Genomic DNA, 21,182 nt, shown 5'->3' on the forward strand with positions numbered 1-21,182 from the left:
CCGGATTGGCAAGGGCTTTTTTAAAGATAGTTTCAAAAACTTCAAATAAGCGTCACACGGGCGTAACGTTTCTTACCTGCCTGTATTACGTAGGCCTTACCCGTCGCCAGCATAGTGTCCTGAGCAACGGCTTCTCCATCAACCTTAACACTGCCGTTTTTGAGCATATCCTTTGCCTGGGCACTGTTCTTGGTCAGGCCAGAGCGATTAAGTACGGCCGCAATAGGTGCCTGCTCGGCCCCTTCAAAGTCCACTTCCACTTCCGGCAGGTCTTCCGGCAGTTCGCCATCGGCTAGTTGATTACCCGCTGACTTATGGGCGTTGGCGGCCGCTTCGTCACCGTGGTAGCGAGCAATCAGCTCACGCGCCAGCTCCATTTTCACGTCACGCGGGTTCGCACCCTGTTCAACGCTTTGCTTAAGCGCCTCAATCTCTTCGTTGGATTTTAGCGACAGTAGCTCAAAGTAACGCCACATCAAGCTATCGGGCATTGAAACCAACTTGTTGAACATGGAACCCGGCGCTTCATCGACCCCAACGTAGTTGCCCAGCGACTTCGACATCTTCTGCACGCCGTCCAGGCCTTCCAACAACGGCATGGTAATAACGACCTGCGGCTCCTGACCGAAGTGCTTTTGAATTTCACGGCCCATCAGCAGGTTGAACTTCTGATCGGTGCCGCCCAATTCGATATCAGCCTCAAGCGCCACCGAGTCGTAGCCCTGAACCAGCGGATACAGAAACTCGTGGATCGCGATCGGCTGGTTGGATTTGTAGCGCTTTTCAAAGTCGTCACGTTCAAGCATGCGGGCAACGGTACTTTGAGCGGCCAGCTCAATCATCTTGGCGGCGGTCAGTTCGCCAAACCACTCGGCATTAAAGCGCACCTCGGTCTTTTCAGGATCGAGGATCTTGAACACCTGCTCTTTATAGGTTTCCGCGTTGGCTTTTACATCCGCTTCGGTTAGCGGCTTGCGGGTCACATTTTTGCCGGTTGGGTCACCAATACGGCCAGTGAAGTCACCAATCAAAAAGATAACGGTGTGACCCAGGTCCTGGAACTGGCGCATTTTGGTCAGCAGTACGCTGTGGCCCAGATGCAGGTCAGGGGCTGTGGGGTCAAAACCAGCTTTGATACGCAGCTTACGCCCAGAGGCCAGCTTTTTCTTAAGCTCGTCCTCTACCAGGATTTCATGCGTACCCCGCGCCAGCAGCGCTAAAGCCTGATCCACCTCACTCATTGCCTCTCTCCATATAAACTTTGCCCAAATGGGCACACAGATGATAAATGGCCGACGATGTTACCATGCCTGCAGTTCTTGGTTGAGCCTTCGCACCGCTTTGGATGATGCTTTATGAAAACGCCCCCCGCGGCTCCCACGCTTTACTATATTGGCTTGATGTCAGGCACCAGCCTGGATGGCGTTGATGCCGCCCTGATTGCTATCGAGCCAGGCACTCCCCCAAGGCTGGTAGCCACACACGCTGAACCGATGCCGGATACGCTGCACAGCGCACTATTAGCGCTATGCCATGCCGAGCAGGCAAGCTTTGCGCAGCTGGCCTTTGCAGAAAACACGTTTTGCGCACTGCAGGCACAGGCCGTTAAGGCACTACTCGCCAAGCAGCCGCTATCGCCCCATCAGATTACCGCGATCGGCAGCCATGGCCAGACTATTGAGCATGCCCCGAGTGGCCATCACGGCGGCCCCGCCTATACGCTGCAGTTAGACAACCCCAGCCTCTTGGCGGAACTCACCGGCTGCACGGTTGCGGCGGATTTCCGCCGTCGAGATTTAGCCGCGGGCGGCCAGGCGGCACCGCTCGCTCCGGCGTTTCATCAGGCACTGTTTGGCAGAAAAAGTGCCGATCAGTTGATTCTCAACCTGGGCGGTATTGCCAATATCACCTGGCTGCCCCGTGATGAAGACCACCCCGTGCTGGGCTTTGATACCGGCCCGGCCAACGTATTGCTGGATGCGTGGTTTGCTGAACATCAAGGCGGCCGCTTTGATCAGGACGGTGCCTGGGCCAAGAGCGGCCAAGTGGATGAGAAGCTGTTAGCAGACTTTTTAGCCGACCCGTTCTTCCGCCAGCCGCCGCCGCGCAGCACAGGGCGGGAATACTTTCACGTGGCGTGGCTCAAGCAGCGGCTTACCGGCAGGGAATTGCCGGCAGATGTACAGGCCACCCTGGCGGAGCTAACCGCCATCAGCGTGGCGGAAGGTATCGGCCAACTGCTGCCTAACGGCCAATCCACCACATTGATTACCGGCGGTGGCGGTGCGCATAACGCCTACTTAATGGCACGCCTGGCCCATCATCTGCCCAACGCTACGTTTACCTCGCCCACCGCTTACGGCTGGCCGGAAGACTGGATTGAAGCAGGCGCGTTTGCCTGGCTTGCCCATCAGCGTTTGCACCATCTGCCCGGCAACTTGCCCTCCGTGACGGGCGCCCAGGGGCCTCGTGTGCTGGGCGGCATTTATGCGCCCTGAGGGTGTTTAGCGTAACGCCGCTCCCCTCTGCCAGCCGTATGCGGGAAGGTAATTCAGCATAAACGGGGCATCCGGACGCATTCTGCTTTGCCGAGACTGCCAGCAGTTCGGTAATATCCCTCTCTCCCTCAGCTGCTAAGGTGCTTGAGTATGACAGACATCGCGCTAACCGAGTCGCTTGCCCAAGCGCGCGAACGCCTGCACCAGGCGCTTCAAAAGGCAGGCCGCCCGTTAAATGATGCGACACTGCTGGCGGTGAGCAAAACCAAACCGGCGGCCCTGATTCGTCAGGCTTGGGAACTCGGCCAACGCGAATTTGGCGAAAACTACCTGCAGGAAGCCCTGGAAAAGCAGGTAGCCTTGGCTGATCTCGATGATATCGTGTGGCATTTCATTGGCCCGCTGCAGTCGAATAAAACCCGCTCGGTAGCAGAGCACTTTGACTGGATGCACAGCGTGGATCGCTTGAAAATTGCTAAACGGCTAAGCGAACAGCGTCCGCCGCATTTGGCACCGTTAAATATTTGCCTACAGGTTAATATCAGCCGTGAGGCGTCCAAGTCCGGCGTTATGCCTGAAGACGTCATGGGCCTGGCCCGCGAAATTGCCCAGCTACCCCATTTATGCTTACGCGGGTTAATGGCCATTCCCGCGCCAGCCAAAACACTAGAAGCGCAACGCGAACCACTAGCGGCACTCAAGCAATTACTTACATCGCTGCAAGCCGCGCTACCTCAGGCCCCATTAGATACACTCTCAATGGGCATGAGCGATGACCTGGAGGCCGCCGTGCTTGAAGGCGCCACACTGGTACGTCTAGGCACAGCCATCTTCGGCACGCGCGGGGCGGCCTAACACAACACGTTAAGGCTGCGGACACAGAAAATTCACCCTTCAATAGGATAAGCACATGGCGAGCAAGATCACTTTTATCGGCGCAGGCAATATGGCAAGCGCGATTATCGGCGGCCTTATCGACAGCGGCGTTGCGCCCACTGACCTTACCGCCACGGCTCCCAAAAACAGCGAACTTGCGCCGGTTAAAGAGCGCCTGGGCATTAACACCCATACCGACAACAACGCTGCCATCAGTAGCGCTGACGTAGTGGTTCTGGCCGTAAAACCACAGATCATGCGTGCGGTCTGTGAAGACCTGCGAGACACTGTTCAGCAACAGCGCCCGCTGATAATTTCGATCGCCGCAGGCCTAGACGCCGCGACCATCGACCAGTGGCTAGGGGGCAATAATGCCCTAGTACGCTGCATGCCCAACACACCCTCTTTGGTGGGTTATGGCGCCAGCGGCTTGTATGCCAATGCCGCCGTCAGCGATGCCCAGCGCGATATCGCCACCCAGCTAATGGAAGCCGTCGGCATTGTAGAATGGGTGGAAGAAGAGTCTCTTTTAGATGCGGTTACCGCCGTTTCGGGTAGCGCACCGGCCTACTTCTTTTTGATGTTTGAAGCGATGGAAGAAGCCGCCGTAAAACTTGGCCTGCCGGCTGACACCGCGCGTCGTCTAGCGATTCAGACCGCACTGGGTGCCGCCACCATGGCGCAGCGAAGTGATAAAGATCCCGCTACGCTCAAGCAGAACGTTATGTCTCCAGGCGGCACTACCGAGCGTGCTATTCAGCATATGGAAGAAGCGCAACTGCGCACTATTATTGACGATGCCATGAAAGCCTGCGCTGACCGCGCCGCCACAATGGCTCAAGAACTAGCCAAGAAGTAAGTACACACTCACACAAGGAGACGTACCATGGGCAGTGCCGGGCTTTCACTGATTCATACGCTGGTTAACATCTATCTGTTGTTATTGATGTTGCGCTTTTTACTGCAGGCCTCACGGGCGGACTACTACAATCCGCTCAGCCAGTCGCTGGTAAAAATCACCCAGCCAGTGGTAGGACCATTTCAGAGTTTTCTGGGGCCGGTTGCCGGGCGCTTCGACCTGGCGACGCTCGCCGCGGGCTTTGCTCTCAAGGTTATAAGTCTCATCGCCGTATTTATGCTCTTTTTCGACGGCATAGGTATGCCAGTGGTCCCCGTGCTGATTGCAGGCGTTGCGGCACTGGCCAGCGCCATTCTGAAAATTTACTTCTTTGCCCTGATCGTGATGATTATTCTGAGCTGGGTGGCGCCCAACTCGAGCCACCCCGGCGCCCTGCTGGTAATGCAACTGGTAGAGCCTATCATGGCGCCGGTTCGCAAGGTGATACCACCACTAGGGATGATTGATCTCTCCCCCATTGTCGTATTTATCGCGATCAATATTATTGATGGGTTTGTCGTTGGCTCGCTGATCAGGGCTACGGGACTGCCCAGTACCTGGATCGGTCTTTGATGATCGACGTCACCGCCGCCGGTCTTGTCCGGCGGCGCGAGTTAGCAGCTCTAGCTTTAATAGCAGGATGACCGTTTTTGATGCCTGATTCAGCCCCCCACGTAAACCCTGACCAGCCAACTGACGCCGCTGGTACTGACTCCATTGGCGTAGTCACCCCTCACGTGGCCAAGTTTGACGTCCCGCTTGCGCTCGCCTGTGGCAAGGTACTTCCCGAATATGAACTGATTTATGAAACCTATGGCACGCTAAACGCTGAGCGCAGCAACGCCGTGCTGATTTGCCATGCACTTTCTGGGCATCATCACGCAGCGGGTTATCACAGCCGGGATGACCGCAAGCCCGGCTGGTGGGACTCTCATATCGGCCCCGGTAAATCCATCGACACCAACCGCTTTTTTGTCGTGTCCTTAAATAATCTGGGTGGCTGCCACGGCAGCACCGGGCCGGTTAGCCATAACCCGGAAAGCGGGCGTCAGTGGGGGCCAGACTTCCCCATGGTCACGGTCAGCGACTGGGTCGCAAGCCAGGCGCGCTTGGCGGATCACCTAGGGATTGAACGCTGGGCCGCCGCCATAGGCGGAAGCCTCGGCGGCATGCAGGTGTTGCAGTGGACAATCACCTACCCGGAGCGCGTGGCCAATGCAGTGGTGATTGCGGCAACGCCGCGTCTTTCAGCGCAAAATATCGCGTTTAATGAAGTCGCGCGCCAGGCTATTCGCTCGGACCCAGAGTTCTTCGGCGGCTGGTACGCCGACCATGACACCGTGCCCAAACGCGGGCTGAAACTGGCACGCATGGTGGGCCATATCACCTATCTGTCAGAAGATGCCATGGGCAGCAAGTTCGGTCGAGACCTGCGTAGCGATGACCTCAATTTTGGTTTCGACGTTGAGTTTCAGGTCGAGTCCTATCTGCGCTATCAGGGTGATGCGTTTTCCACCGCGTTTGATGCCAACACTTACCTGCTGATGACCAAGGCGCTGGACTATTTCGACCCGGCCGCCCTGGCTGACGGCGATCTCGCTAAGGCGCTGGCGCCCGCGCAGTGCCCGTTTCTGATTGTCAGCTTTACGACCGACTGGCGGTTCCCGCCGGCACGCTCACGCGAGCTGGTAGATGCACTGATCCGTGCAGGCAAGTCGGTTAGCTACGCCAATATTGAATCGCCTCACGGACACGACGCGTTCTTGCTGCCGGAGCCACGCTATCAGGCGTTGTTCAGCGCCTTTATGAACCGTACCGCCCGTGAGCTAGGCCTGGAGGAGATCCGTTGATGCGCGCCGACCTTGAACTGATTTACGACTGGGTACCCCAAGGCGCCCACGTGCTGGATCTTGCCTGTGGCGACGGGGCGCTTCTGGAAAGCCTGGCACGCGACAAAGGCGTGACCGGCTATGGGCTGGAAATTGATCCTGAGGGCATCACCAGCTGTGTCGCACGGGGCGTCAGCGTTATTGAGCACAACCTGGATGACGGCCTGGCCAGTTTTTGCGATCACAGCTATGACCAGGTGATCATGACTCAGGCCCTGCAGGCACTTCGCCGCCCCGACAAAATGCTCGACGAGATGTTACGCGTCGCTGAAGAAGGCATCATCACGTTCCCCAACTTTGCCTATTGGCGTCATCGGGTTTATCTGGGGCTGCGCGGCTATATGCCGGTATCCAAATCGCTGCCCCATGCATGGTACGACACGCCTAACATCCACCTGTCGACCTTTAACGATTTCGAGCACCTGTGCCGCGAGAAAGGCTTGGTGATTGTCGATCGTGCCGTAGGCGTCGGCGAGCGTCGCGGGCACTGGAGCTCAAAGTGGTGGCCCAACCTGTTCGGCGAGATCGCTATTTTTCGCGTACGTCGCCGCTAGCCGCACCGGTAGCGTTCGCTCAAGCGCTACGCTGACCGGAATGCCCGCCTCCCAGGTGACTTGCGTTCCGTAAGCAAGCACCTCTACCCCATCGGCGACCGCCGCCTCAAGACCTGTCGCATAAGCGGCATCAATATGGGCGGCGGGCGCGACATCATCGATCCCTTCGTGGGCAATGCAGAAAAGCAGCACCGCCCGCTCGCCTTGGCGGGCCAGCGCACTGAGCGCCTGAAGATGTTTGAGCCCACGCGCGCTCACCGAGTCAGGAAAATACCCATAGCCGTCCAGCTCCTTGAGGGTCACCTGCTTGACCTCAACGTAGGCGCGCCCTTTAAGCGGATCCTCCAGAAGAAAATCAAGCCGTGACTCACCAACTTTCACCTCACGCTGATGCTGGGCATAACCGGCTAATGCGTCCAATCGGTTATCACTGAGCGCCGCCTCCACTATCCGATTCGTCCGCCCGGTATGCACTGAGGCTAAGGATGCACTGCCGTCAGGCTGGGGTAGCTCAATCAACTCCCACGTCCACAAAAGCTTGCGCTTGGGATTATCGCTGGGCGACAGCCAGACGCGGCAGCCAGGAAGATTCACGGCTTTCATCGACCCGGTATTGGGGCAATGCGCCACCACTTCCCGGCCATCATCAAGGCGCACATCGGCAAAAAAGCGTTTATAGCGGCGCAGCAGCGTGCCAGGCACCAGGGCCGGATAGCAAACCATCATAGCCGTCCCACAAAGCGAGCGATCCGCGCCACGGCTTCCTCAAGTCGAGCGACATCGTTGGTAAATGCAATCCGCACATGGTGTTCGCCGCCGCGTACCGCAAAATCGATACCGGGGGTAATCGCCACGTTTTCCTCTTCCAAAAGCCGCTCACAGAACGTTTGGCTATCCTGGCTATAGCGTGAGATATCCAGCCATGCATAAAACGCACCCTGAGGCGGTAAATCCGGCGCTAAGCCCAGCTGCGCCAGCCCATCCAGCAGTACCTGACGACGCTCGGCGAGCATTTCGCGACGCTGCTCCATAATAACCCGGCACTCAGGAGTGAAAGCAGCAAGGGCTGCATGCTGTGAAGGTGTGGAAGCCGCCAGAAAGACATTCTGGGCAAGCCGGGTTAACGGCTCGACCGCCCGCTCCGGCGCAACCAGCCACCCCAGGCGCCAGCCGGTCATACCGAAATACTTCGAGAAGCTGTTAACCACAAACGCCTCGCTGGAAAGCGATGTGGCCGACAGCGGCGCGTCATCGTAGTTGAGTCCTTGATAAATCTCATCGACGATCACTTCACCCGAGCGCTTGGCCACAGCATCCAGCACTTGGCTAAGCTGTTCGGCGCTCAACGTGTGCCCGGTAGGGTTGGAAGGCGAGGCCAGCATGGCCAGACGGGTATCGTCGCGCCAGTGGCGGCCGATCAATCCGGCGTCCAGCTGCCAGCCGCTTTCACGCCCCACCGACACCGCATCAATCTCGGCCCCCGCCAGGGCCATAAAATGGCGGTTACACGGATAGTTGGGGTCAGCCATCAACACGCGGTCGCCACTTTCGACTAGCAGCTGGCTTGCGAGCAATAGCGCTCCTGACGCGCCGGGCGTTACCAGAATCCGCGCGGGGTCCACCTGGGCATTAAAGTGCTCGGCATAGTGGCCGGCAATTGCCTCACGTAGCGCGGGTAGCCCTGCCGCAGGCGTATAGCGCGTCTGGCCGCTGGCCAGCGCCTTTTGGCCGGCTTCCATAATCGGCTCGGGCGTGGCGAAATCAGGCTCTCCCACCTCCAGATGGATCACATCATGCCCGGCCGCTTCACGCGCCTGAGCCATTTCAAGTAAGTGCATTACCCGAAAGGGGGCAACGTGATTGACGCGTGAATTCCAGGCCATAACAGCTCCTTAACCAAACAGAATTAGATCATGACATAAACCATGACACGGGCCATAGAAACGGCAAGACCATAGTAGAAAGCGCACTATTATGCTTGCAACGCGGCCGTTTTTCAGATAAACAAGCATCCCTTTGGCGTGAGATCGTGGCACACGCTCATGGTCGATCAGCAGTCACATACGTAAGGGGCAATCCCATGCCAGTAGCGGAAAAAAAACCGGAAGCGACCAAGACTTTCACCCCGTATGAACCGGCACCGGGTGAAGAGTACATGAACGATAAGCAGTTAGCGCATTTTCGCCAACTGCTGTTGGACTGGAAGCAAGACCTCATGGAAGAGGTGGATCGTACCGTGCGCCACCTTCAGGAAGACGCTAATAACTACGCTGATCCCGCTGACCGTGCAACGCAGGAAGAAGGCTTTAGCCTTGAGCTGCGCACGCGCGACCGTGAGCGCAAACTGCTTAAAAAGATCAACGAAACTATCGAGAACATCGATGACGACGATTACGGTTTCTGCGAAGCCTGTGGCGTTGAAATTGGCATTCGTCGCTTAGAAGCCCGCCCAACCGCTACCCTATGCGTGGATTGCAAAACGCTGGCGGAGCTTAAAGAAAAACAGCTTGGCGGCTAAGCAGGTGGGTTAAACCACCTGTACGCTAACGTTGTAGGCGGGCACCTTGGGGTGCCCGTTTTTGTTTTGGATAAAGGCTTATGACAGCTTCTTCTTGCTACCGTGGACGCTTTGCTCCCACCCCGTCAGGACCACTACATTTTGGCTCCCTGGTGGCGGCACTGGGCAGCTATCTGGATGCCCGCGCCGTCGGCGGCGAATGGCGGGTCCGGATTGAAGATGTTGATCCGCCGCGCTGCCCTCAAGGGGCCGACACTACCATCCTGCGCCAGCTGGAGGCCTTTGGTCTGCATTGGGATAAAGAGATTGTCTGGCAGCATGGCCGCCACGCGGCTTATCAACAGGCGCTTGAGCAGCTAGCAGCCCAGGGATTAGCCTATCCGTGCAGCTGCTCACGCAAGCAGTGGCAGGATTATGCTATTTACCCAGGCTGGTGTCGTGATGGGCTAAGTGCCTCGGGCAAGCCGGTCGCCTGGCGGCTACGCAGCGATTTGGCCAAGCGTCCCATCACCTGGCAGGATCGCCTGTTCGGCCATCAACAGTTTGATCCTGCCGAGATGGGCGACGTGGTGCTCAAGCGCAAGGATAACCTTTGGGCGTACCAGCTGGCGGTTGTCGTCGACGATGCCGAGCAGGGTATTACCGATGTGGTAAGAGGCCTGGATCTGCTCGACAACACGCCCTGGCAGCGCCAGCTGCAAATTGCCCTGAAACTTCCCGAGCCACGCTACCTGCATTTACCGCTAGTGGTAACATCACAAGGCCAGAAGCTCTCAAAACAGAACCTCGCGCCATCGCTTGCCGATGATGATCTGGGTATTCGCCGCCAACTTTTTCAGGCGCTTCAAGCGCTCGACCAATCGCCGCCGCCTGAATTAGCCACAGAACTTCCGGAAAGCCAATTACACTGGGCCGTGGCCAACTGGTCGGTTGAATACCTTTCGCCAGCCGAACACCGCCTCTCGCCGTAAGGAATTAACTATGTATGTCTACCGCATCATGCTGTTTTTGGTGTTTGGCGGTTACTTACTCTCTCCGTTATTGATGGACGGCTGGAGCGATCCCGACGCGGTCTGGTACCGTCCGTTTGCGATCTGGGGCGTATTGATTGCGCTCACGCTATGGCTTGAGCAAAAAAGGAAGTTAGATGAGCGTTGAGTTAACCGGCGTTTTACTGCTCGGATTAGGCTACCTGGGCCTGCTGTTTAGCTGTGGTGTTGCCGTAGAGCGCGGCTGGATACCCACACGGATTGCTCGCCACCCGCTGGTCTACACCCTCGCGCTAGGGGTTTATGCCAGCGCCTGGGCCATCTATGGCAGCGTCGAGTTTGCCGCCAGTGCTGGGTTTGGTTATCTGGCCTATTACCTGGGCGCGGCGGGTACGTTTCTGCTCGCGCCGGTGCTGCTGGTACCCATTCAGCGTATTACCCGTACCTACCAGCTCGCCTCGCTGGCGGATCTGTTTGCATTTCGCTTTCGCTCCCGATGGGCAGGCACGCTGGTCACGTTGATCAGCCTGCTGGCGGTGTTGCCGCTGCTGGGTATTCAGGTTCAAACCTTAAGCGATGCCATTCACTGGCTTACCGGCAGCCCCTACAGCTCTGGCGCGGCGCTGCTGTTTTGCGGGTTGATTGCGGTGTTTGCCGTGGTCTTCGGCGCGCGGCATAGCCATGCTCGCCAGGACCCCTTGATCAGCATCCTGGCATTTGAATCGTTGATCAAACTGTTCGCGATGCTCGGCCTGGGAGCGGCAGCGCTATGGCTTGTGTTTGACGGGCCGCAAGACCTGCAACACTGGCTGGAAGGGCCGGGCTTTCAAGCCCAGCTGGCAACTCCTCAGCTAGAGGAGGCCCAGTGGCGCACGCTGCTACTACTGTTTTTTGCAGCTGCCTTCATGATGCCCCACCTGTTTCATATCACGTTTGCCGAAAACCTGTCGCGCCATACGCTGCTTCAAGCCAGCTGGACTCTGCCACTCTACTTGCTATTAATGGCCATACCGATACCCCTGATTTGGTGGGCTGCTCAATCCGTCACCGACGATATTCCGGTCGCGGCCTACGCCGCTTATGTGATGAGCGAACACTGGTGGATCAAGGCGCTGGCGTTTTTGGCCGGACTTGCCGCCGCCAGTGGCACCATGATCATGATCGCGCTGGCCCTTTCCGGCATGGTGCTCAACCATATCGTGCTGGTGGCCAGGCCTCCAGAAGCCCGGAGTGACCTATATGGCTGGCTGCTCTGGCTACGCCGTGGCCTGGTAGTCGGCGTTATTATTAGCGGCTGGCTGTTTTATGAATGGGTGGGGCGTAATCACGACCTTGCCAGCCTTGGCCTGGCATCGTTTGTCGGTATGGCGCAATGCTTACCCGGTATGCTGGCGCTGCTCTATTGGCCGGGCGCCAACCGCATGGGCATGGTGGTCGGGCTGATCGCAGGCGTTGCGCTATGGCTCTGGGGGCTCTGGCTGCCGCTGGTTTTCTCGCTTCCCACACCACCGCTGCCCTTTGCCCACCTTATCCCTGCCAATGCGCCGCCCTGGTACACGGTCACTCTGCTGTCGCTTGCCACGAACATTGTGCTGCTGATTGTCATCTCGCTGTTTACGCGCATATCAGAAGGAGAAAGGTCGGCGGCAGAAGCGTGTTCTGTCGATGCGGTCATCCGCTCGAAGCGCTTACCGCTGGAAGCCGCCACCGCCGCTGATTTTTCTCCCCATCTGGCCCAGGCCATCGGCGATGAGGCGGCCCAGCGCGAGGTTTCCCGAGCGCTAAAAGCCCTCAAGCTGACGCCTCAAGAACGGCGTCCTTACGCGTTACGCAGGCTGCGCGACCGCATTCAGGCCAACCTTTCAGGCCTGATGGGGCCTTCGGTCGCCCGCGATATCGTCGACCGCTACCTGCCCTACCGCCATGATGATGCACCGGTAACCGACGATATCCATTTTGTGGAGAGTCGTTTGGAAGCCTACCGCTCGCGCCTGACCGGGCTTGCCCGTGAGCTTGACGGGCTACGCCGTCACCACCGACAAACGCTGGCTTACCTGCCGGTGGGGCTGTGCGTATTTGGCGATGATAAAGAGCTTATTATGTGGAATCAGGCGCTGACGCGGCTTTCAGGCATTAGCGGAGAGAGCGTTATTGGCTCGCGCTGCGACAGCCTGCCCGCCCCGTGGTCTGAGCTGCTGGGCAATGTGCTTTCCGCCTCGCAAACCCCGCGCTATAAACAGGCGGTGTCGCTGCACGGCAAGGACTACTTTCTGACCCTGCATAAAGCGGAGCTAAGCGGCCATGACAGCCGGGGCGGCAGCGTCGTTCTAGTTGAAGACCATACCGAGATGAAGTGGCTTGAGGATGAGCTGGTGCATGCCGCCCGCCTGGCGTCTATCGGTCAGCTGGCAGCGGGCGTGGCCCATGAAATCGGCAATCCGATTACCGGGATCTCGTCACTGGCGCAAAATTTACGCTACGATACCAACGACCCTGCCCTACTGGAAACCGCCGACCAGATTCAGCAATTGACCCAGCGAGTGACTAAAATAGTTAACTCACTGGTGGGCTTTGCTCACGGCGGTCGCCTTTCGGGCCCACCACCGGCATCGCCCGTAGCACTTACGGCGATTAGCGAAGACGCATTACACTTGATCCACCTGGCGCGCTCGGGCGAGGATGTAACGCTGACCAACGCCTGCCCTGAGGATCTTGTGGTACGCGGTGACGCGCAGCGGTTGACCCAGGTCATGGTTAACCTGCTCAGCAATGCACGGGATGCCTGTATGCCCGGCGGTCATGTAACGATTACTGCCGGCCAGCAAAGTGGCAGCGCCTGGTGGCGAGTAACCGATGATGGCCAAGGGATCGATCCGCGCGTGCTCGATCACCTGTTTGAGCCCTTCACCACGACCAAACCGGCAGGCGAAGGCACAGGCCTTGGGCTATCGCTTGCGTATCAGATTATCAACGAGCATCAAGGCAAAATAGACGTGGCCTCGCCACCTCCCGACGAGCCTCGCGGCACGGCCATTACGCTTTGGCTGCCGCTTTACCAACAGGATGACCCGCAATCCCATGCCCAGGATTCTGATTGTTGAAGATGAAGCGATAATTCGCAGCGCTTTAAAGCGCTTACTCGAACGCCATGGCTATACCGTCAGCGAAGCGGGCAGCGTCGAAGACGCCAGCCAGCTGACGCTTAACGAGTTCGATCTCATCATCAGCGACCTGCGCCTGCCGGGCGAACCGGGCACCACGCTGATCAGTGCCGCCGCCCCTGCGCCGGTGCTGATTATGACCAGCTATGCCAGCATGCGCTCGGCGGTGGATGCCTTAAAACAGGGTGCGGTCGACTATATCGCCAAGCCGTTTGACCATACTGAGCTGCTTGAGACGATTGAGCGCATTTTGCATCAGCAGTCGATGCAGCACGGCGAGCCGCCCGCGATTACCGATGATGGCGGCAGCCAGCAGATGATGATCGGTAACTGCGCGGCCATGCAGCAGGTCTATACACGTATCCGCAAAACCGCTCCGGCTGACGTTACCGTACTGATTCTGGGTGAGTCAGGTACCGGTAAAGAGCTTGTCGCCCGGGCGATTCACCAGCAGAGCAAGCGCGCCAAAGCACCGCTAATCAGCGTTAACTGCGCGGCTATTCCAGAAACGCTGATTGAATCAGAGCTGTTTGGGCATGAAAAAGGGGCATTTACCGGCGCCAGCGCATCGCGTACTGGCTTAGTAGAAGCCGCCGACCAGGGCACGCTGTTTTTGGATGAGATAGGCGAGCTCCCCCTGGATGCCCAGGCGCGCCTGCTGCGCGTGTTGCAGGAGGGCGAAATTCGCAAGATTGGCTCGGTCGAAACCCGCCACGTGAATGTCCGCCTGATTGCCGCCACTCACCGGGACCTGCGCGCCCTGTCCAAAAGCGGCGAATTCCGTCTGGATCTTTATTACCGCCTAAACGTCATGCAGATCGAGCTGCCCCCGCTTCGCGAACGCGAAGACGATGTACTGGAAATTGCCGATATTCTGCTGGATAAAGCGTGCACTCGACACGAACGCCCCGGCCTACGGCTTTCCCGAGCGGCTCGTCAGGACCTGCGCGACTACCCATGGCCAGGCAATGTCCGCGAGTTGGAAAATGCCTTGGAACGGGGGGTGATCCTGGCGGAGGGCCATTTGATTCACCCTGATGACCTGGGACTTGCACCTACATCGCCGCGTAACCATTCACAGGCCAACTCAGCGGCAGCGCCTTCTGGCGACGACACTACCCAAGCCGAAGATGAGGATGATCTATCCTTGGAAGATTATTTTCAGCACTTTGTGCTTGAACACCAGGACCAGATGAGTGAAACCGAGCTGGCTCAAAAACTCGGTATCAGCCGCAAGAACTTATGGGAACGGCGCCAGCGGCTGGGCATCCCGCGCAAAAAGACCGCACGGCGCCCTAACTGACGCCATAACAGGCCGCGCAGCAAGTCTACCACTTACGGATTAAGACCAACGTCTAATATACTGATTTAAATAAAAAATATTTGAAAATCGCTATTCAGACACTGTTACCTACCCACACAAATTGCCCCAAAAACCGACGCAGATCCGGTAACACTTGTTTGTCACCATGACACTTTGGCACACCAAAAAAACCACAAATCGTTGAAATTTAAAAAAATTAAAACAAGTGGCACGACGAGTGCAATATTACTGGGTAAGAAAAACAAATTGGGCCGCGCGGTGGGTCGCTAACAAAAACAACATGACACCACCCCAACCTGAGCCATAACAAAAACAACAGGGCCAGGTGAGATAACAGCACTAATAACAACAATAGGCTTACATCTCTGACTTGCTGGCGCTAAGAAGAATAAGCGCAGCTAATAAAAACAAAAAGGTAGCAAGTGCCCAGAAAGGACGCGACGTACACCGAATGATCTGCGTACGAACAATAATAATAGCAGTGAGTGTGTACACCCCCGGAACCAATAATAATACGTCGGGGAAGAAAAGTTCGCGGTTGGATTATTGTTTTGAATACGAGGCGGTCGGATATTGCCTATCGACTGCGGTGCGTATTCAGGGCGATGTGCCATCATGAAGAAAAACAGCAGCATGGACGCTGATTGAATACTTTATAGGGGAGGCTATCTTAGCCTCCCCTTTCCGCGTTTATAGGGTAAGGCGTTCGCAAACCTGCCGGAGGTGCTTTGCAAGCGTAAAGGGGTCGGCTACACTCATCGGCTTACCGCTTACTTCACGGTCATTTTTTCGATACCCTGCGAGTCGATATCGCCGCATGTTCAAAGGATTTACCCGTTTCTTACATAGCCCGGGAGAGCAATTGAAAACCCTGCTCGATCCCCAAGAGAGTGAAAACACTCTCAGCCCACGCATTATTCCTCGGTCCGAGCATCCCGTTTCTCGCCAACATATCAGCGACGCCGCGTTAAAAGTGCTCTATCGCCTTAGCGGTGCAGGCTTTGAGGCCTATCTGGTAGGCGGGTGTATTCGCGATGCTTTGCTTGGCAAGATGCCCAAGGACTTTGACGTTGCCACCAACGCGACGCCTGAACAGGTACGTGATCTGTTTCGCAACTCGCGATTAATTGGCCGACGCTTCCGTATTGTCCACGTCCGCTTTGGGCGTGAGGTCATCGAAGTCACTACGTTCCGTGGCAAACCACAAGACGAACATGGCGATCATATTGCCCAACAGTCCGACGCCGGCCTGCTGCTGCGTGACAACGTATGGGGCAATATCGAGGAAGACGCCTTACGGCGCGACTTCACCGTCAATGCCCTGTACTACAACATTGCCGACTTTAGCCTTCACGATTTTGCCAACGGTGCGCGCGATATTGAATCGCGCACGCTGCGCCTGATCGGCGACCCGGCTACGCGCTACCGGGAAGACCCGGTACGTATGCTGCGCGCCGTGCGCTTTGCGGCCAAGCTCGATTTCACCATTGAGCCTGCTACCGAAGCACCGATGTACGATCTTGCGCCGCTGCTGCTGCAAATTCCGCCTGCGCGGCTGTTTGATGAAGTGCTCAAGATGTTTATGTCCGGCCATGGGCTGGCGACCTTCCGCCTGCTCAGCCATTACGGCCTGTTTGGTATGCTTTTCCCCGAATCGGAAGAGGCCATGGCCGATGCGGCGTGGGCGGAAAAATTAATCGAATACGCCCTGGCCAATACCGACAAGCGGATTGCCGAAGATCGCCCGGTGACGCCTGCGTTCCTGCTTGCCGCCTTCTTGTGGGCGCCGGTCGCCAATCGCCAGGCCGAGCTTGAAGCTGAAGGCATGCCTGCCATACCAGCACTGCAAACGGCAGCGCAGGAGGTTGTTTCGCGTCAGTTGGAACATACCTCTATCCCTAAACGCTTTGGGATGCCCATGCGCGATATTTGGGAGCTCCAGGCACGCTTGCCTTTACGGCGCGGCAAGCGCGCTTTCCAAACCCGCGAGCACCCGCGTTTCCGCGCTGCTTACGACTTACTCCTGCTGCGTGAGCAAGCCGGTGAGATTCCAAGTGGCCTGGGCGACTGGTGGACGGCTTTCCAGCAGGGCGATGAGCATGAACAGCGCCGCCTACTGCAGAAAGTGGGTGGCGACCCGGCAAGCCAGGGCGACCGCCGCCGCAAACGGCGCCGTAAACCCACGCGTAAACCCGAACAGTGAGTAAAGCATGACAACGTTAGCACTGGCGTATATTGGTCTGGGTAGCAATCTTGACGACCCTATTACACAAGTACGCCAGGCTATTTCGGCGCTTGCCACCCTGCCGCTTAGCAAGCTTCACGGTACCTCCTCGCTGTACGCAAGCCGCCCGGTTGGCCCTCAGGACCAGCCTGATTTTGTGAACGCGGTCGTCGCCCTGCAAACCTCGCTTTCGCCGCTCGCTCTGCTTGATCAACTGCAGTCGTTGGAGCAGCGCCACCGGCGCAAGCGCGAGCGTCACTGGGGACCGCGCACGCTGGATCTGGATTTACTGCTTTATAATCAGCAGACAATTGCTTATCCGCGCTTAAGCGTTCCTCACCCGCACATGCATGAGCGCGCCTTTGTTCTGGCGCCTCTAGCCGAACTTGATGCAACGCTAATCCTTCATCAACAACCACTAAGCCACTGGCTGGATAACATTGCCAATCCTGGCATTCAGCGTTTAGTCGAAGATGGCCCAGGTTAAGCGACCATCTTGTTATCCAGGCCTCGGCACACGGCACTCGACACCCAGTACTCGACCGGGTAACAATCGCCTATTTAGTAAAATGCTGAGCCCGCAGCATACCGAATTCGTGATATTAACAATGGCTGGGTGCCCATGTCGCACCGGCCCACGACGATAGAGAGCATGCCATGAAACCCGTTACCCTGAGCACGCTACAGGCCTATAAGCGCGCTGGTGAAACGTTTAGTTGCTTAACCGCTTACGATGCCTCCTTCGCCCAGGCGGCAAGCCTTGCTGGTATTGACGTGCTCTTGGTGGGCGATTCACTGGGCATGGTACTCCAGGGCCATACCAGCACTCTCCCTGTGACGGTCGATGATATTTGCTACCACACCCGCTGTGCAGCGCGTGGCAAGGGACATAGCTTGCTGATGGTCGACCTGCCCTTCATGAGCAATGCTTCTACGCAGCGCATGCTAGACGATGCCGCCGCGCTGATGCGTGCTGGCGCTGAACTTGTGAAGGTAGAAGGCGAAGCCTGGATGGCCGACGGCATCCATGAGCTGACGCGGCGCGGCGTGCCCGTTTGCGCTCATCTTGGCTTAACGCCACAAGCTGTCTATCAGTTGGGTGGCTATAAGGTACAGGGCCGCGAAACAGCCCAGGCAGAGCGGATTTTAAACGATGCCAAAGTGCTGGTTGAAGCGGGCGCCTCGGTTATATTACTCGAGTGTGTACCGGCAAGCTTAGGCAAGGCGATAACCGAAACGCTGGAAGTACCGGTTATCGGCATTGGCGCAGGCTCCGAGACCGATGGACAGATATTGGTCATGCACGATGTGCTCGGTGTGACTCACGGCCGCACCCCGCGATTTGTAAAAAACTTCATGGCTGACGCTAATAGCATTCAGGGTGCATTTCAGGACTATCATGAAGCAGTCAAAACCCGCACCTTCCCTGCTCCCGAGCACTGTTTTTAATCGACCGATCCCCTCACAACGCCAGAACATACGACACGACTATGCGCACTTTGCGAGAGATTAATGACCTACGCAGCACACTGCGTGACTACCGAAAGCGCGGTCAGAGGATCGCGCTGGTGCCGACCATGGGCAATCTTCACGCCGGGCATTTAGCGCTGGTGGCTGCCGCACGCCAGCATGCGGATATCGTGGTCGCCAGCCTATTCGTGAACCCTATGCAGTTCGGGCCTAACGAAGACCTGGATGGTTACCCGCGCACGTTTGCCGACGATCAGGCAAAACTTACCGATGCCGGGTGCGACGTACTCTTTTCACCCACTGTAAGCGCTCTTTACCCCGATGGGCTAACCTCGCAAACCCGCGTTCACGTGCCGCACGTGGGTGAAGGCCTGTGCGGTGGTTCACGCCCCGGCCACTTTGATGGTGTATCTACCGTGGTCACCATGTTGTTTAATCTGGTACAGCCAGACGTTGCCTGCTTCGGTGAAAAGGACTATCAGCAGCTAGCTGTTATTCGTAAGTTTGTTCGCGACCTGCACATGCCCATCGAAATTGTCGGCGTGCCGATCGTACGGGCTGAGGATGGGCTTGCGCTTTCGTCACGAAACGGCTATTTAAGCGCTAATGAGCGTGCGATGGCACCTGCGCTTTATCGCATTTTGTGTGAACTGCGTGATGCGTTGGAGCAAGGCGAAGCGGCCGAAACCGCTCTTAGCCGTGGGGTAACGAGGCTCACCAGCGCAGGCTTTACCCCCGACTATCTGGAACTTCGCGATACGCAGCTAAAGCCAATCAGCGCTGCAACGCGCGAGGCCGTACTGCTAGCCGCGGCCAAGCTAGGTCCTGCCCGCTTGATTGATAACCTCAGCGTGCAACTATCTTCTCAATCAATTACGCCTCACCACTAGGCTGCCCCACCGCCCAGGAGTTGTTATGCAAACCATTATGCTCAAAGCCAAACTACATATGGCGCGTGTTACCCATGCCGTGCTGAATTACGAAGGATCCTGTGCGATCGATGGCGACCTGCTGGATATGGCGGGTATTCGTGAAAACGAACAGATCCAGATCTACAACGTAGAAAATGGCGAGCGCTTTACCACCTACGCTATTCGCGGTGAAGAAGGCTCAAAATTAATCTCGATTAACGGCGCGGCGGCACACTTAGCCGCTCCCGGCCATCGGGTTATAATCTGCAGCTACGCCCACTATTCAGAGGCCGAGCTTGAACAGCACCGTCCGGCACTGGTGTATTTGCAGGAAGGCAATCACGTAAGCCATACCAGCCACGCGATTCCAGTGCAGTTGGCTTAAATCGATTCAAGGGCAGTTGGTTTAAACCGATGCCAGTGCAGCTGCCTTAAACCATAGGCATTAAAACGGGCCATCACGGCCCGTTTTTTATTTGTGTCCAAAAGCGTATTGCCGCAATGCACAACCATCCCCTATGCTGAGTAGTACAGCTGACACAAAAGGTAGGTAGCGTACGTTGCTACACGCTAAAAACAAAATAGCCATCACAGGCGGTCTGCCTTACTCACGTTAGGAGTCATATCATGCAAGAAGTAGTCATTGTTGCGGCTCGCCGCACCGCGGTCGGTTCCTTTGGAGGATCACTTGCGGGTATCCCTGCAAGTGATCTTGGCGCGTTAGTAATTAAGGATATCCTTGAATCAACCGGCGTTTCTCCCGACCAAGTTGATGAAGTGCTGTTAGGTCAGGTACTGACTGCAGGCGTGGGCCAAAACCCAGCCCGCCAGGCGGCTATTAAGGCAGGTCTGCCGGCTTCTGTTCCTGCTATGACCATTAACAAAGTATGCGGCTCAGGCCTAAAGGCTTTACACCTTGCCACACAAGCGATTCGCTGCGGTGATGCGGAGCTGATTCTGGCCGGTGGCCAGGAAAACATGTCGGCGTCTCCCCATATACTCCCCAATTCGCGTAATGGCCAGCGTATGGGCGATTGGAAAGCTATTGATAGCATGGTGCATGACGGCCTTTGGGATGCCTTCAACGATTATCATATGGGCATTACCGCCGAGAACCTGGCTGAAAAATATGGCATTACCCGCGAGCAAATGGACGAGTTTGCCGCCCAGTCGCAACAAAATGCCGCCAACGCTATTAAAGAAGGCAAATTTAAAAGCCAGATCGTGCCGGTTGAAATCCCTCAGCGCAAAGGCGATCCCGTTGTGTTTGACACTGACGAGAACCCGCGCGAAATTACCGCTGAAAAACTTGCCGGTATGCGTCCGGCGTTCAAAAAAGACGGCACCGTTACCGCGGGTAACGCCTCCTCATTGAACGATGGTGCGGCTGTCGTGATGATTTGTTCGGCAGAAAAAGCCAAAGAATTGGGCCTTGAGCCGCTAGCACGCATTGCGGCTTACGCTAATGCAGGCGTAGATCCGGCCATTATGGGTATCGGCCCCGTACCGGCTACCCGCCGCTGCCTGGAAAAAGCTGGCTGGAGCCTTGATGACCTGGACCTGGCAGAAGCTAACGAGGCATTTGCAGCCCAAGCACTGGCGGTGCAGAAAGAGCTGGGCTGGGACATGTCCAAAGTCAACGTCAACGGCGGTGCAATTGCCTTAGGCCACCCTATTGGAGCTTCCGGTTGCCGCGTGCTGGTATCGCTACTTCATGAAATGATTGCCCGTGATGCCAAGAAAGGCTTGGCAACGCTGTGTATCGGCGGCGGTCAGGGAGTAGCGCTGGCGATTGAACGCCCCTAACCCCGGAAGTCGCAGGCGATAAAACGCCAATGCCCCTGTCACTGACAGGGGCATTTTTATTGGC

The 21,182-nt window shown here is 56.9% G+C and carries 20 protein-coding genes; 17 read left to right on the plus strand and 3 right to left on the minus strand.

Going from position 1 to position 21,182, the window contains the following annotated elements:
• Nucleotides 1-41: 41 nt before the first annotated feature.
• Nucleotides 42-1,241: a tyrosine--tRNA ligase gene (gene tyrS / locus ACT3R7_RS14965; RefSeq protein ID WP_193091743.1), complete on the minus strand. Its 1,200-nt coding sequence runs from the start codon at nt 1,239-1,241 to the stop codon at nt 42-44.
• Between the two features lie 114 nt (nt 1,242-1,355).
• Here tyrS and ACT3R7_RS14970 point away from each other — a divergent pair, with 114 nt between their 5' ends.
• From ACT3R7_RS14970 to metW, 6 genes are all read left to right on the plus strand, one after another.
• A complete protein-coding gene (locus ACT3R7_RS14970; protein WP_496199269.1) occupies nt 1,356-2,498 on the plus strand; it encodes an anhydro-N-acetylmuramic acid kinase in 1,143 nt (380 codons plus the stop codon).
• A gap of 150 nt (nt 2,499-2,648) precedes the next feature.
• The gene (locus ACT3R7_RS14975; RefSeq protein WP_496199270.1) at nt 2,649-3,353 is read left to right on the plus strand and encodes a YggS family pyridoxal phosphate-dependent enzyme; all 705 of its coding nucleotides are present in this window, start codon (nt 2,649-2,651) and stop codon (nt 3,351-3,353) included.
• A 55-nt stretch (nt 3,354-3,408) separates the two neighbouring features.
• Nucleotides 3,409-4,233: a pyrroline-5-carboxylate reductase gene (proC, locus tag ACT3R7_RS14980; protein WP_496199271.1), complete on the plus strand. Its 825-nt coding sequence runs from the start codon at nt 3,409-3,411 to the stop codon at nt 4,231-4,233.
• Nucleotides 4,234-4,260: 27 nt separating this feature from the next.
• Nucleotides 4,261-4,845, plus strand: a complete 585-nt coding sequence (locus tag ACT3R7_RS14985; RefSeq protein WP_496199272.1) for a YggT family protein — start codon at nt 4,261-4,263, stop codon at nt 4,843-4,845.
• Between the two features lie 80 nt (nt 4,846-4,925).
• A complete protein-coding gene (gene metX / locus ACT3R7_RS14990; protein WP_496199273.1) occupies nt 4,926-6,122 on the plus strand; it encodes a homoserine O-succinyltransferase MetX in 1,197 nt (398 codons plus the stop codon).
• Nucleotides 6,122-6,715: a methionine biosynthesis protein MetW gene (metW, locus tag ACT3R7_RS14995; protein WP_496199274.1), complete on the plus strand. Its 594-nt coding sequence runs from the start codon at nt 6,122-6,124 to the stop codon at nt 6,713-6,715. The genes metX and metW overlap by 1 nt, the downstream gene beginning before the upstream one ends.
• Here metW and sfsA read toward each other — a convergent pair.
• Together sfsA and ACT3R7_RS15005 are read right to left on the minus strand one after the other, a co-directional pair.
• Nucleotides 6,656-7,438, minus strand: coding sequence for a DNA/RNA nuclease SfsA (gene sfsA, locus ACT3R7_RS15000; RefSeq protein WP_496199293.1), 783 nt, complete (start codon nt 7,436-7,438; stop codon nt 6,656-6,658). The genes metW and sfsA overlap by 60 nt on opposite strands.
• Nucleotides 7,438-8,598: an aminotransferase class I/II-fold pyridoxal phosphate-dependent enzyme gene (locus tag ACT3R7_RS15005; RefSeq protein ID WP_496199275.1), complete on the minus strand. Its 1,161-nt coding sequence runs from the start codon at nt 8,596-8,598 to the stop codon at nt 7,438-7,440. The genes sfsA and ACT3R7_RS15005 overlap by 1 nt, the downstream gene beginning before the upstream one ends.
• Nucleotides 8,599-8,795: 197 nt before the next feature.
• Between ACT3R7_RS15005 and dksA the strand changes: the two genes are divergently transcribed.
• The 11 genes from dksA to ACT3R7_RS15060 all read left to right on the plus strand — a co-directional run bounded on the left by dksA (nt 8,796) and on the right by ACT3R7_RS15060 (nt 21,118).
• Nucleotides 8,796-9,233: an RNA polymerase-binding protein DksA gene (gene dksA, locus ACT3R7_RS15010; protein ID WP_018917540.1), complete on the plus strand. Its 438-nt coding sequence runs from the start codon at nt 8,796-8,798 to the stop codon at nt 9,231-9,233.
• Nucleotides 9,234-9,313: 80 nt separating this feature from the next.
• Nucleotides 9,314-10,204 (plus strand): tRNA glutamyl-Q(34) synthetase GluQRS, encoded by an 891-nt coding sequence (gluQRS, locus tag ACT3R7_RS15015; protein WP_496199276.1) that lies wholly within the window; start codon nt 9,314-9,316, stop codon nt 10,202-10,204.
• 10 nt (nt 10,205-10,214) lie between these two features.
• Nucleotides 10,215-10,391 carry a hypothetical protein gene (locus tag ACT3R7_RS15020; protein ID WP_018917542.1) on the plus strand — a complete coding sequence of 59 codons (177 nt, stop codon included), beginning with the start codon at nt 10,215-10,217 and terminating at the stop codon, nt 10,389-10,391.
• Nucleotides 10,381-13,323 carry an ATP-binding protein gene (locus ACT3R7_RS15025; protein WP_496199277.1) on the plus strand — a complete coding sequence of 981 codons (2,943 nt, stop codon included), beginning with the start codon at nt 10,381-10,383 and terminating at the stop codon, nt 13,321-13,323. The genes ACT3R7_RS15020 and ACT3R7_RS15025 overlap by 11 nt, the downstream gene beginning before the upstream one ends.
• Nucleotides 13,301-14,686: a sigma-54-dependent transcriptional regulator gene (locus ACT3R7_RS15030; protein WP_496199278.1), complete on the plus strand. Its 1,386-nt coding sequence runs from the start codon at nt 13,301-13,303 to the stop codon at nt 14,684-14,686. The genes ACT3R7_RS15025 and ACT3R7_RS15030 overlap by 23 nt, the downstream gene beginning before the upstream one ends.
• An 838-nt stretch (nt 14,687-15,524) precedes the next feature.
• Nucleotides 15,525-16,910, plus strand: coding sequence for a polynucleotide adenylyltransferase PcnB (gene pcnB / locus ACT3R7_RS15035; RefSeq protein WP_496199279.1), 1,386 nt, complete (start codon nt 15,525-15,527; stop codon nt 16,908-16,910).
• 7 nt (nt 16,911-16,917) lie between these two features.
• A complete protein-coding gene (folK, locus tag ACT3R7_RS15040; protein WP_192537952.1) occupies nt 16,918-17,418 on the plus strand; it encodes a 2-amino-4-hydroxy-6-hydroxymethyldihydropteridine diphosphokinase in 501 nt (166 codons plus the stop codon).
• A gap of 170 nt (nt 17,419-17,588) precedes the next feature.
• Entirely contained in the window at nt 17,589-18,380 is a 792-nt protein-coding gene (gene panB, locus ACT3R7_RS15045; RefSeq protein WP_496199280.1) for a 3-methyl-2-oxobutanoate hydroxymethyltransferase, read from the plus strand.
• Between the two features lie 41 nt (nt 18,381-18,421).
• Nucleotides 18,422-19,291 (plus strand): pantoate--beta-alanine ligase, encoded by an 870-nt coding sequence (gene panC / locus ACT3R7_RS15050; RefSeq protein WP_496199281.1) that lies wholly within the window; start codon nt 18,422-18,424, stop codon nt 19,289-19,291.
• A gap of 25 nt (nt 19,292-19,316) precedes the next feature.
• Nucleotides 19,317-19,697 (plus strand): aspartate 1-decarboxylase, encoded by a 381-nt coding sequence (gene panD / locus ACT3R7_RS15055; RefSeq protein ID WP_496199282.1) that lies wholly within the window; start codon nt 19,317-19,319, stop codon nt 19,695-19,697.
• Nucleotides 19,698-19,939: 242 nt separating this feature from the next.
• Nucleotides 19,940-21,118 (plus strand): acetyl-CoA C-acetyltransferase, encoded by a 1,179-nt coding sequence (locus ACT3R7_RS15060; protein WP_192537955.1) that lies wholly within the window; start codon nt 19,940-19,942, stop codon nt 21,116-21,118.
• Nucleotides 21,119-21,182: the final 64 nt, after the last annotated feature.

This window comes from Halomonas sp. AOP43-A1-21 (assembly GCF_052376775.1).
GTDB classification, from domain to species: domain Bacteria; phylum Pseudomonadota; class Gammaproteobacteria; order Pseudomonadales; family Halomonadaceae; genus Vreelandella; species Vreelandella colorata.